The sequence below is a fragment of the Dyadobacter sp. HNCC25DJ184 genome, from assembly GCF_056895215.1.
The window spans coordinates 83,680-97,045 of sequence record NZ_JBXHAQ010000017.1 but is presented as its reverse complement, the minus strand read 5'-3'; the positions used below and the strand labels follow the sequence as shown (position 1 = coordinate 97,045).

Genomic DNA, 13,366 nt, shown 5'->3' with positions numbered 1-13,366 from the left:
CTGACGTGCCTCAGGAAAAGTAAGGCAATTCGTGTACAATCTCAGAAGTGATTCCTTTGATGGATGTTACTCCCGTGATGGCAAATGGTAACTGATCTCTTTTAAGTGCAGAGAGGTTTTCTAAACTATTGATATGACGTGCAAAATATTGCTGGACCACTTTTGTCGGTTTCCGCAGTTTTGGAAGGATACGATTTGGTTCAACATCCCAAAACACGGCGTCGGCATTGTTAAGTGACTGATCATGACGATATTGATGTGCAAGTTTTTTCTTACTTTTCAAAACGCTTGACATAGCTTCTATATAATACAATCCAAAACCATTTTCGAAATAAGCATCCCCCAATTCACGTTTTTGGAGTTCGGAAAGTCCTTTTATCCGCGAAAAAGTGTTAATCAATGACGATTCTTTTTCTTTACTGTCAAAAACGGGGGAGGCTCTCAGAAAGTCATATCCCTGATTGCACCAATAGGTCAATTCATCTTTGACGATCCAGCTATTGAGTTCATGGACAAGCAGATAGCTCGCCCAGTTGAACCGCTCAAAAAATTCCTCCATCATTAATAGCCGGCCAAAATCATTTCTGGATTTAAAATACTGATCCGGAAAATTGATTATGTCAAAATCATTAAGATATTCCCTAACGATGGAAAGGTCGGTCTCAGCTGCGCTCAGGAAAATCACAGTATGTTTTCGTAAAACTTCGATACTGTGATGCAATGCCATTTCTTCCAATGGTGAAAGAACGGGATTGAGGATGGGAATGACTACGGTTACAAGCTCCTTCATTAAATAGTGCGTAGTTTCGAAATAGCCAGTTCGATAGGCATTTTAGCCCATTTTCTTACCCTTTGATAACGCAATACCTGTTTAGGTTTGATATAAAAGCAGGCAAATTGACGATAATATAAATTTCCTTTTTCAATAAGGCTGTCTCTGTAAAGCTTAAAGAGCGAGGTCAGATCGGGTCTTGCCGCAAGCTCAAATCGGTTCTGATATTTTGACAATATTTCCGGCTTTTCCGGATCGTAGCCGCTGTAATGAAAGAAAATGAGCGGAAAGTCTTCGTTTACGACATATTTTCCGTCTTCGAAACCGAAAACTCTCTCATGGAGATTCCAGTATGCAGCATTGTATCCCGGGCTCCTCTCGATATATACATTATCTACGAAAACAGGAAGAAAATTCATCCAATTCTGATCGGTAAACAAACCATTACAAAGGTCAATATACGACTCGAACCTCAGTTTTTCCTCCCACCATTTGATATATGAAAGAGATGCTTCGCTTCTGCTAAACGCCACAAAGCCAAGGTTATATATGCCGGTATTCAGATGGTGAAGTTCATTGGGAACCAACCGGTCCTTAATTTCCGTATTAATATGTGGGGTCAGGACGGCGTCATGATGAGACAGATTATTTTGCAGTTCCGTTAGAGGCTGGAATACAATGATATCCGGATCAAGATAGATGACATTGTTAGCGGTCGCGTATTTTTTGAAAAAGTAGGTGAAATAAAAAGGCTTAACGGCAGTATTTAATTCAGTTATATCGTACCTATTAGCCATCTCCTCAAACTCCTCAATGTCTATCTTATCGATTTCAAGCATCGGGAATTCAGCTGCATACTTTTTCTCAAAAACAATACCATCCAGCTTGTCGACCAGGCCGATGAAAAAGAGAATATCAGGATTTGTTTCTTTTAGTGAAGTGCCTAAAGTATGTGCCTGAGCAAGATAGTTAATAGAGCAAATAGTAAAGGCAATCGTCATTGATTTTCGTGTTGGGAAACCTGCAAAGGTAAGTACTTTTGAATGATACGTTCAATGTTGCCCACACTTTTTGCAGTGTCATGTCTTTCAAGTACTTTGCTGCGAGCACGTTGTCCCATTCTTTCGCGTTTCGAAGGATCCAGTACAAGCTGAATTGCGGCATCAGAAGCAGCATCGATATCCAGAAAAGGCACAACGAAACCGGCATCTGCTTCGATCAGTTCGGGCGCACCACCGGCGTCCCGGAAACATATTACGGGGATTTCCAAAAGTGCGGCTTCCAGTACAACAAGGGGGTATGGATCTTCCCTGGAGCTTAGCAATAATACATCAAAGCGGCTGATATAGTCCAGCGCATGTGGTGTCGGAGGGATCAGAATAATCCGGTCCGAAAGACCCATTAGCCGGATATCACTTTCTATCAGTTCGTATATTTCATGCTGCGGACCAGCTCCAACCCAAACGAAGTAAACGGGTAGGGGCGCTGTCTTCTGAATCACATTTCTTGCTATCCAGTTGAATATGTCATTTCCTTTCCGCCATTCGGCATTTCCACAACCACCTATTATGACTGCATCTTGCGGAATCCGATAAGTTTTCTCAAGTAGGAGAGACTGAACCTCCCGCAGTTTTTTGTCAATGTGATCGTTGTCAATGAGCGTGAAGGTGCTCACATGCTGAATCGGGAAATCGTATTTTTTAACATAGAAGTTCGCAACAGCTTTCGAAACCGCGATCAGATGATCAGTTTTCCTCAACAGGAAATTAAGCGATTGCTCATGGGTATATATCTTGACCGACATAGCCAGTTCATGCACAAAGAGAACTACCGGCAGGTGGTGAAAGAACGTGAGGAAGTTGTGATAAACTTCCGCATTAGCGATAGAGTTGACAAATATGAGGCCGATATTTTCGCTTTCCAGTTCGGCGATTAATCGTCCGTTTTCCTTCTGCGAGTTTCTTTCTTCATATAGGTTAAATAAATTGACCTTCTTAAGTATTTTGTCGGTAATGGCTTTTGGATGAGGTACTCCGTTTTTGTGAAAAAGGCGCGACACGCCTATTACTTTTTCAAATTCTTCTTCAAGTTCACCTCCATTACAAAGAAGTAAGTGCATCGGAACATTGCGCTCCTTTAGGAGCCTAATGAGCTGAAGAAGAAGCAATTGGCTCCCAGCTCTGTTCGCATCATGACTTATAAAAAGTATCTTCTTCTGCACCATTCCTCCAAAATAATTTTAATGCTGTTGATTTGGATTTCCCGCTAAGTTAGTCAGTAAGCTTCAAAACTCTTTTTCCCAGGAACTTTTTTAGCTGGATTACCAATATAGATTCCCCACTCCTCAGTCTCTTTAGTAATAGCAGACGCCATACCAACAAGCGTACCCTGCGCGATGGCGGTATAATCCCTAATTGTGGCATTTACGCCGAAGAACGAGTAGGAACCGATATCGCAATGCCCGGACATGACGACATGTGAGGTAAAGAAAACGTGATCGTGTATTCTACCATGATGACCAATATGGTTTCCGCTCCACATTACCACGTTGTTACCGACAGTTGTGAATGGCTGAATCGTATTGTCTTCCAGAATAAAGCAGTTATCACCGAAAACGCTTTTGTCAAAAACCGTCGCTTTGGAGCTGATATAGGAGATGAATTCGTACCCTTTTGCTTTTGCCTGATTATAGATTGCTTCACGATTCCGGTTCATATTACGACCTGTCATGGGCGCAAAAAACTTGTGATCAGTCGGGGAGAACAAATCCTGAACGTCTTCGAATGCTACAATAGGCAATCCTTTAAATGACGCTTCATTGATATACTCTTTGTTGATCGTGAACGCAACAACCTCATGTTCAGAGTCGTGCTGTAAATAATAGTGTGCTAGCTCGGCAGTATCTAAAACTCCGAATAAGATTACTTTGGCCATTTTATATGAGTTCGTACAAGTCCAAATACGCTGTTATGCTTTCAATGTCACAAAACATCAGAACGTCAATAGTCGAAAGCCAAGGTACAAAAGCACTTTTAAATTGAGGATAATTTATTTCCTTGCTTTTGATAAAGGAAAGTTCAATATTCTCAGATTCAAAAATGGCTTTGTCATAAAGCTCCATTCCTCCGATCGCGTTGATATACCGGTCTGCTTTTTCCTGCCGGCATATATCCAGTATACGATCCTGTCCCTTCAAATGGGTGTTGTCGTAAACACGGGACGAGTTGACTATTTCAGTTGAAATGGACAGATATTCCGCCACTTTTCTCAGCCCGTAAAGATTGAGTTCTGAAATGTTTCCTGCCTCTAAATGTACAACTTCTTCGATTAGTTGAAAAACCTTTGAGTAATTGGGAGCCTTCAGATAGGACTGTTGAATGGTTTTTAACAATTTTTTACGCCATGATGCATCAGTTGAAAGTTCGATTTCAAAAATCAGTTTATTCTGACTTGCTTCCTTTAATGGTATTGTAAAAAGGTGAGGTGCCCCGGAAACCAGAATCCTGTTTCTATTGATCCAACCTTTATTTATAAAATTGACATCGTCGTAAATTACGAATTTGTCAACAGCCTTGATCATTTGGAAATAGCCTATATATGGAAAAATATAAGGCTGCATGATGCCAATAGTCATGATATGTATAGTAAGGAGACGCTTTGAAAAGGCGCCTATTATTTTAGTTTACGAAGATAATAATCTTCGCCTTTGACATTGAGGTCAACCAGAGTGGTATCACTGCCAAGTCTCAAATCGGTTGGCAATGCCCGGATTTTGCTCGTATCGTTGATAACGCTTTTGTCGTAAAACACATAGTCTGCTTCCTTCGGAATCGGCCGTAACCCTTCTTCGAAAGGATTAATTGAAATCAGTTTCCGGGTGAGATCTTTTCCGTAAAGGGGATATTCGAAGTCATCATTGATGGTTGCTAAAGCCACCGTCGCATTTTGCGGAACAATGGAGTCAAACGCCAGATAAGGCTTCGTGATATCCGGCCTGGCGAATGTCATCATTTCAATTCTGCCGGTTTTTAAAGCAGAAGCATGCCCATAAGCAGCGAATGGCAGACAGCGAACATTCAAATATATCGACATTACCGCTGAGACACATGCTAAAATGATAATACCAGCTACATATCCTTTCCAAATGCGGCGTCTTGGTTTAATAATTGAAAGCCTGTGATTAGAGAAGAGTAGTAGCAAGAATAAGGCTCCAAACAGGCCCGATTCTATAAAATATCTTCCCTTAAAGGGGTCGTAAGGCGCCGTATAAGCAATCGCCAGGAAATTAAGGATGAATGCCAGGGCAAGAAACCAGTGTACTCGGGACGAAAGGATTCTGAAGAATACCAGAAGAATTAAAGGAATAATAAGGGCAAAGCCAAATACACCCCAGTACGGATTCGCGTTGTAATAGTCGAATTTTCTTTGAAATGTAAACGGGACAATTGAAAAATCGGTTTCTTCATCCAGGCGCATCCGAAGTTTGTCCTCAATGACAACGATCGGTTTTCTGATAATGGTATTTAAATCATAGCCCCACTGCGCATTTTTGATTCCATCGAGATTTACAAAATCATAACTATATCGAACGACATTCCGGGTACCCTGCTTGAAAAGGTTAGAAAGGGAGCCTGCACGTTCGATTGATTGATGTTTTAAAGCGGTTGGCGGCCCGATCGGATGACCAAAAACCATTATATTTTTAACGTAGCCGGTAGGTAAAGTGTAGATCAGCGATGCTAATACAATGGATAAGCCCAACTTGACAAATCTACTTCGGAACACGACGAAGGAAGGCGAAATGAAGACGGTGTAAATTGTGATGACAAAGAAAGATGGCATTAAAAACACAAATGTGATCTTGTGACCAAGGGCGATGCTGAAAACCAGACCAGCCAGATACAGATATTTGTTTTCTTTGGTGGCGTAAAAAGTAAAGAGATAGTACATCAAACAGCTTAGATATGCCGTCAGAACAATATCAGTTTCAGTTGTTACGGCCTGCATCAGGAAGTCCAGAAACATACTGTATGCAAGCGCGCAGAGTATACTGGCAGACAAATTCCTTCCAATTCGCTGAGCTGTTCCAAACACCGCCAGAATCGTAATATAGTAGGCGGAATGATGAATAAACTTGAATGCATTCTCTATTTTCCCACTGATCAGATAGGTATAAATCTGAATGGCTGTAACACTACGCGGGTAGGTATCCATATTCCAGTTGGTACCGCCAAAGTGCGCCATTGTTCCTCTCTGAATATACCGGATGGCCCGGTTCAGATGGCCCGTCATACTATCCCATTCATTTGGAACCGTAAAAAGCACCAGAATAAGATTCGTGATCGCGATGATTGCGAATGTGCCGAAAAGTAGGATGAATATGAATTTCAGATACGGAGAAAGCTCTCGAGTCCAAACACGGAACGTGGCGAAACGATTGGCGAAAACCGTTGAAATCTGGTAGTGCTGAGGGGGACAAAGGTATGTCCAAAGTCGCCAGTGGATGCCAAGAAACAGGAAATTACCAAGTATCCAGGACGGGGTGCTTGGAATCAGATTCAGGGCGGAGAGCACAAAGCCAGTTGGAACGACGCTTCCGACAAAAATAATAAATCCGGTAATCAACCATTCAGCTACAGACGGTTGGCTTATTTTTGAAGCTACCTGTCCGACAAAATATAAGAAAATGGCAAAGGAAATCCAGTATAAGACATCCATAAGATTAGGACGACAAGTAATCGTTGATAATTTTAGAGATTCTTTCTATATCTTCAGTAGACAGGCCAACATATAATGGCAGGCACATTACCCGAAGCGCAATGTCTTCCGAAACAGGGCAACTGTAGTATTTGGGCATAAATGCCAATGTATTTAACGAAGGGTAAAAGTACCTTCTGGGTATAATTTCCTGCGCAGCCAATGCTTCCATAGCTCCTTTCAAATGTTGCTCTGAAGGGAAAACGACCGGATAATAGGCATAGTTATATTCAACAGCCGGATCGCGATAGGGTTTGAAGAGGATATCCCAATTCAAAAGCCCATCGTATGCGTCGAATACCTCTTTTCTAGCCTGAATGATATCGGGTACGTGTGGTAAATTACATAGGCCCATCGCGGCATGGAATTCCGAATTTTTTCCATTAACACCGGCGAACAGATATACTTCGTCTCCCTGATGACCAAAAGCTCTCAGAAGGTGTAATTTTTCTTTTAATGCCGGAATATTGGATACCAGTAACCCGCCTTCTGTTGTATGGAAAACCTTTGTTGCATGGAAACTGCAGGTGCTTAAATCACCATATGAGAGCAGGGAGCGATCTTTATACTTCACGCCGAATGCATGAGCCGCGTCGTAGATCACCTTAAGATTATGCTTTAAAGCGATGGCTTCAATTTCCTCAATTGCGCAAGGATTACCATAAACATGGGTCGCAAGTATCGCACCGGTTTGAGGTGTTATCGCAGCTTCGATCAAATTCGGATCGATATTGAAAGTTTTGGAATCAATATCTACAAATACCGGCGTGCAGTTTTCCCATATGATCGCGTTGGAAGTTGCGCAATATGAGAAAGGCGTGGTGATGATCTCACCCGTTAATTCAAGTGCTTTGATGGCAATTTGCAATACAATCGTACCATTGGTACAAAAATACAAATCGTCAATTTCAAGATAATCCTTTAATTGGGCTTCTAGTTGCTGAAGTAAGGGACCGTTATTGGTTACATATCCTCTTTCCCAGATCTGACGAACATACTCAATATACTGTTCCTGATCTGGCAAAAATGTTTTAGTGACGTTAATCATTCACTACGTGTTCAGATTGTCGAATAGAAAAATTTAGTTGGGGGCGAATATAACCAGGCCATTTACCATACCAGGTTACATTTTCACGATAGTCTTCAATATCAAAAACCAGCGCCTCTTCCATATTGTAAAGTACAGTGCTTGTATCTTTTACAATCATCATGGAAACAACATAAGACCCGTCGTTCAGGAAGTTACCCGGAATTTCACAAATTCCTTTCACAAGCCCCTTTCCGAAAGATTCGGCGGTAGTTCCTACGTTGAATATGCATTCGCCCGTGAAGGTATACAAGTGCATACTCAAATTGAGCATAGCACCTTCCTCCATATTCCAGAACTCAAATTGGAAATTCATAGGGGTTCTGACATCAATATGTGTCAGAGAGTCCTGATATTCAGGGAAAAGCTTGAAGCTTTTAATGCGTACCTGGTCATTTCCCGGTGCATCATTGATATTGTCCCAATGTTTTTCAAGGGACTTATGCGACACTTTGCTCAGATAGTTGGTAACGATATGGGTAGTTTCGCCCTGATCGATCAACCTGCCTTTTTCAAAATAAAATGACTTATTACAAAGCGCCTGAATGGCAGTAAGATTATGGCTAACGAAAATAAGTGTACGCCCGCTTTCCGAAACATCCCGCATCTTACCAAGGCATTTCTTTTGGAATTCAGTATCTCCTACGGCCAAAACTTCGTCCACAATCAGAATTTCAGGATTTAAGTGTGCTGCGATGGCAAAACCGAGCCGCACATACATACCCGAAGAATATCTTTTTACAGGAGTATCCAGAAATTTCTCAACACCTGCAAAATCGACTATGGCATCAAAAGATTGTTTGATCTCATTTTTGGACATTCCCAAAATAGCACCATTCAGGAAAATATTCTCTCTGCCGGTTAGCTCTGGATGGAAACCTGTTCCTACTTCAAGAAGGCTGGCGATACGTCCGTCAATATTAATTTGGCCAGTGGTAGGTTCGGTAATTCGGCTAAGGATCTTTAAAAGTGTTGATTTGCCTGCACCGTTGTGGCCGACAATGCCTATCCTGTCACCTTTGTCTATACTGAAGCTAATATCCTTTAAAGCCCAAAATTCCTCTTTTTCCTCAGAGTTATTGCCCGTCGAAAACCATTTGTCCATCGTTTCCGAAACAATATCCCTAAGGCTCGATCCCCCCTTTTTACGTTGGTGATCGATAATATATTTTTTACTGATATTTTCAGCTACAATTACAGACATGTACAAAAATAAAGATTATCAAAGATGATCAACGAACGTTTTCTCCTTTTTGCGGAAATAAACCACTGAAAGTACCAAAATTGAAAACGAGATAATAGCGGTCGAATACAGGCTTTGAGGATTGAAATAAGCGTTATCACCCAAGAGACACCATTTAAAGCCATCAATTATGCCAACGAGCGGGTTGAGGTTATAGTACTTTTCAAACCAGGTTCCTTTTGCTAAAGCACTGCTATATGCAACAGGGCATACATACATACCGACTTGAACCATAAATGGAATCAGCTGGCCAATATCCCTGAATTTGACATTCAACACTGCGAAGAACAAACCAAATCCCAAAGAGGTGACGAACGTAAGAATAATGAAGAAAGGCAGAAAGACGATATTCATGCTGATTGGGTACTGAAAAAACAGGGTCATAATCAGGAATATCCCAAAGGCGATGATAAAGTCCATAAAGCCCACAGCTATGGAGCTCAGCGGCATCAGCAATCGCGGAAAATATACTTTTGAGACCAGATTTGAATTAATCAGAATACTGTTACTGATTTGTGTAAAAGTATTGGAAAAGAATGTCCATATCGTGAGGGCACTCAAGACTCCCAGCGGGTATGGAATATTTGGATCACCTTTTGTTTTGGCGAGGTAGCTAAATACAAAGACCATCACGGTCGTGGTCATCAAAGGCCGAAGCACGCTCCACGCAACCCCCAGTAATGTTTGTTTATATCTAACGGAAATATCACGTTTGGACAGAATCCAGAGCAACTGCCTGTTAAGCCATAAATCCTTCCAATAATCTTTTTCCGACCCTCCGGCTTTAATAGTAATAGTATGTTGCATATAGTATGATTATGCCTTTTTGGGAACCGTTGCAAAAATAGTTCTGAAATAAATAAAGATAAAAGCAACAAGCAACCCGGCCAGCGCACCGATTTTTGCCCTTGTTTTGGTCTGTAGTCTTCTATCTAATGGTATTTTGATATCTTCAATTTTTGTAAAAAGCGGAGCTTCACGAACAAGAGAGACGCGCATTTTTTCTGCACTTCCAATGGCCTCGTAATACAGCGACTGAAGAAACGATGATTTGCGTTCGATACTTTTTGTTTGAATCTGCGCTTCCGGCAATATAATCTGTTGACTATAGTCCATTTGTCTGGCCAGCTTGTGTTCTGTAATTCCTAAGACGCTCGCCAGCGAGTCAGCGCGATGTTGAAGCAGATTGAGTGTTTTGCGGGTTTTCTGAGTCTGGTTTTCCGTATATAGTTCTTCAACGGTTTCCAAAAGATTGGTTACCCAAAGTCCGGTCAAGAGTTCATCCTGCATATTCGCCGACAACGAAATGAATGACGATTTCCGATCCAGGTTTGCAATTTCAGTCTGATCTGCCACTTTTTTAACGAGCTCATTCAGTATCCGTCTGCTTTCCAGATCCATTTTCGCAGGATCATTGTCCTTAAATCTGAATTTGTGAATATCCGGACGTTCTTCCCATTCGTCATCGATGATGCCGCTTGTTTCAATGTAATAGTTGGCAAGGATAGTTTTTTGGCCTTTCACATCCACTTCCTTCATCAGATTACGCTCAAGAACCGGTCTTGATTTTACGAAGTAAAAAAAGTTTTCACCAGTGAATATATTGGCATCAGGAGTCGACCCCAGTCCAAGCAGACCGGACAGATCGCCTAACCCTGAATTTTGATTTCCCCCACCAAGGTTAAAAACAACCTCTGCATCAAAAGTATCTGGTTCTTTAAGGTATAAATCAAGTGCATAGCCGATCCCAAAGCCAAGAAGAGGGACGATAATCAACGCCTTCCAGTTCCTGAGAAGGGCATCTTTTATATCGACGAGCTTCTGTACTACCTCCTTGGGCGTAAGTTGATCGTCAGGAACTTGTTGAACTGTTTGTGACATAATTAATTATTGATTGAGCGGAAGGCTAATACAGCCAGGATCAAGGACATAATGGATGTCAATATACCCGTAGTTGTCGAAATGGCCTGTTGAGGTGTAAGTGTTGGTGCAGCGCGCTGCGGAACGTAAATTTCTGATCCTGGCTCTACTTTTGGATAGACATTGAAGAATAAGTATCTTCTCGTTCTGTCAACATTTCCATTTGGATATTTAATGTAAGAGCTCTTTCTCAATGAGGCGGTTGTGAATCCTCCCGATTGAGATATATAATCAAGGAAGTTCAAACCTTTACCATACTTAACGGTGGTTGGATACAAAACCTGACCATTTACCTGTACTGTTTCAAGTCTTTTAGGTATTCGGATGATATCACCTTCCTGAAGAATCAGATCTTCGAAAGAGCCGGGATTTTTTAGAATGCTTTTCAGTTTAATACCGATAGATTCCTCCTTCACGTTAGGTTGATCCCCGATGATAGTTCCCTTCTTGATACTATTCTCTGAAGCAAGTTCCGCCTGATAGTCGGTTGGAGCCTCCAAACTTTTAACAATCGTCCTTCTCAAAAGAGTTGCTCCTTCAGGGTAGGCAAGTTCAGTTAAACCACCGGCACGTTTGATGACGTCACTTATCTTGTCGTTCTTGTTAACAATACCAAAAGTACCGGTTATGAGTACTTCACCTTCCACGAATACCAATTGTTGCTCAACATAGTTAGGCGATTTACGAACGATGATCTGATCGAACGGAAATAGAACAAAATTGGTCTCATTGTTATTTATTGAGAGGTCGCGATTGACGTTGAACTTATAGATCTCGGCAATCTGGGCGTTAGCAATACCAGCAACACTGTTTCTTTTACGTCTCACAATTTCAACTTCGGATACATAGGCCGACTCTTTGAAGCCTCCCGCAAGCAATAATGCGTCTTCAAGGGTCATATTAGAGGTATACGCAAATTTACCCTCATTGTCACTGAATTTTGTATTGTTTACCTCTCCCTCGACACTTATATGGGCAGCCTGCGCCATTTCGAATTTTGAAGGGATAATGATTTGATCCAGGCGGTTCAATATCAGATCGGGAACCGTATTATTTAATATATCTGAGTAATTAAGGGATATATTTTCAATGGTTAAGTCAGTTCTTGTCCGAAGAACGTTAACCCGACCAACGAATGCATCCTCACGTAATCCCTGGGCGTTGTCGATCAGCTTTCTAAGTGATGGACTGTTTTCCAGCGCATAATTACCAGGTCGCATCACTGCTCCTTCTATTGTTACAATGTTATCAAATCGGTCAAGAATCGCTTCTACACTAATTGAGTCCCCCGTGGCAACATCAAATGTTGGAAACTCCTCTTCAGGAACGTCCAAAATCTTTCTCTCTTTCGACGTAATCCGCTGAATTTTAACACGGGCACGATATGCTTTATCGGCAAATCCACCAGCGTAAGCCAAGGTGTTTTGAAGTTTCTCTTCCGGTTTTAACTCGAAAATACCCGGCCTTTTTACTTGTCCGGCTACTTCTACTCTTTTGAGATAATAACCAACTATAATATTATCATTGTCCTGAACACGGATGTCGCCATCAATTTTTCCGTTTGACAGTAAACCATAAATATCTAAGTGGCTCACAACCTTTCCGTTACGAACAACCCGAATATCACGGAATGATCCGATTTCGTTCGGTCCGCCGGCGAGGTATAGTGCGTTAAAGGCTGATCCGAGTGAGGAAAGCTCGTATGCTCCGGGATTGAGGACTTCTCCTGTTACAAAAACTTTTACGGTCCTGATTTCTCCTAAGGTCACCATTAATTTGGTTTGAGGGCCTGAGCCGTCAGTACCTATCAATCCGGGTGTGAATTTGGAGAACTTGTCGATTAATATTTTCCTTACTTCTTCAATGGTACGGCCTGCAACGAAAACGTTTCCAACTCGAGGAATCGTAATAAAGCCATCACGATTTACCGTCACTTCATAGGTAGCCTGCGCGTAGTTGTATAAATAAATATTGAGCTGATCTCCTGAACCGACAATGTAGTTAGTTGGGGTACTGATCTGAAAATCAGGGATCGGATTGTAATTTTTGTCTGCAAAAACTGAGGATCCGTATATTTTTGCACGAAATTCTGCTTTGGCTTTTTCTTCCGGGCTCAAAGTTGCGGTAGTGTTTTCGTTTATCTTACTTTGATCCTGACCATCCTGAACCTTTGAATCGGAATTTGAGGTGCTTTTTGCCTTATCCGTCAGCTTGGCGTCTGCTGCCTGCTGAGCGGCTTGCTGGGCATTAGGGCTCAATTTCCCCTGATTGGTATTGTTGCCAGTCTGGTTGCCTGTTTGAGGCAGGCCGGTAGAGGGTGCGTTAGTAGTTGTGGGTGCTTGTGGAGCGGGTGCCAAAACCTGGGCAAAAGACGGTAGTGTGAGTGAAAGGCTAAATAAATACGGTAAAATGTATCTAAAAGGTTTTGCCAACTTGAATCTGTTCATATAAGTTAATATTGTACCAGGAAATACCTTGAATTTGTTAAAACCATTAATAGAGTTGCTATTTTTGATTCTTCTTCAGGTTTAAGCGCTAATTACGATTTCCATATTACCGGCAAAGTAAATTAGATTTTTCCTATTTT

General features: G+C 41.6%; 11 protein-coding genes. All 11 read right to left on the bottom strand.

The window, feature by feature from the left end:
- Positions 1 to 10: 10 nt before the first annotated feature.
- From AC1XUD_RS22240 to AC1XUD_RS22190, 11 genes are read right to left on the bottom strand one after another with little or no spacing between them, the layout of a single operon-like run.
- Positions 11 to 790, bottom strand: a complete 780-nt coding sequence (locus AC1XUD_RS22240) for a DUF5672 family protein (protein WP_483363229.1) — start codon at positions 788 to 790, stop codon at positions 11 to 13.
- Positions 790 to 1,773, bottom strand: a complete 984-nt coding sequence (locus AC1XUD_RS22235) for a glycosyl transferase (protein WP_483363228.1) — start codon at positions 1,771 to 1,773, stop codon at positions 790 to 792. Before AC1XUD_RS22235 ends, AC1XUD_RS22240 begins: the two co-directional genes overlap by 1 nt.
- Positions 1,770 to 2,996 (bottom strand): glycosyltransferase family 4 protein, encoded by a 1,227-nt coding sequence (locus AC1XUD_RS22230; RefSeq protein WP_483363227.1) that lies wholly within the window; start codon positions 2,994 to 2,996, stop codon positions 1,770 to 1,772. The genes AC1XUD_RS22235 and AC1XUD_RS22230 overlap by 4 nt, the downstream gene beginning before the upstream one ends.
- A gap of 50 nt (positions 2,997 to 3,046) precedes the next feature.
- Entirely contained in the window at positions 3,047 to 3,706 is a 660-nt protein-coding gene (locus AC1XUD_RS22225) for an acetyltransferase (protein WP_483363226.1), read from the bottom strand.
- Position 3,707: 1 nt separating this feature from the next.
- A complete protein-coding gene (locus AC1XUD_RS22220) occupies positions 3,708 to 4,406 on the bottom strand; it encodes a WbqC family protein (protein ID WP_483363225.1) in 699 nt (232 codons plus the stop codon).
- Positions 4,407 to 4,444: 38 nt separating this feature from the next.
- Positions 4,445 to 6,490 carry a glycosyltransferase family 39 protein gene (locus AC1XUD_RS22215; RefSeq protein ID WP_483363224.1) on the bottom strand — a complete coding sequence of 682 codons (2,046 nt, stop codon included), beginning with the start codon at positions 6,488 to 6,490 and terminating at the stop codon, positions 4,445 to 4,447.
- Between the two features lie 4 nt (positions 6,491 to 6,494).
- On the bottom strand, positions 6,495 to 7,577 hold the full coding sequence (locus AC1XUD_RS22210) for a DegT/DnrJ/EryC1/StrS family aminotransferase (protein ID WP_483363223.1): 1,083 nt from the start codon (positions 7,575 to 7,577) through the stop codon (positions 6,495 to 6,497).
- The gene (locus tag AC1XUD_RS22205) at positions 7,570 to 8,820 is read right to left on the bottom strand and encodes an ABC transporter ATP-binding protein (protein WP_483363222.1); all 1,251 of its coding nucleotides are present in this window, start codon (positions 8,818 to 8,820) and stop codon (positions 7,570 to 7,572) included. Before AC1XUD_RS22205 ends, AC1XUD_RS22210 begins: the two co-directional genes overlap by 8 nt.
- Before the next feature lie 18 nt (positions 8,821 to 8,838).
- Positions 8,839 to 9,666, bottom strand: coding sequence for an ABC transporter permease (locus AC1XUD_RS22200; RefSeq protein ID WP_483363221.1), 828 nt, complete (start codon positions 9,664 to 9,666; stop codon positions 8,839 to 8,841).
- Between the two features lie 9 nt (positions 9,667 to 9,675).
- Positions 9,676 to 10,740 carry a hypothetical protein gene (locus tag AC1XUD_RS22195; protein ID WP_483363220.1) on the bottom strand — a complete coding sequence of 355 codons (1,065 nt, stop codon included), beginning with the start codon at positions 10,738 to 10,740 and terminating at the stop codon, positions 9,676 to 9,678.
- Positions 10,741 to 10,742: 2 nt separating this feature from the next.
- Positions 10,743 to 13,226, bottom strand: a complete 2,484-nt coding sequence (locus tag AC1XUD_RS22190) for an SLBB domain-containing protein (RefSeq protein ID WP_483363219.1) — start codon at positions 13,224 to 13,226, stop codon at positions 10,743 to 10,745.
- Positions 13,227 to 13,366 lie beyond the last annotated feature (140 nt).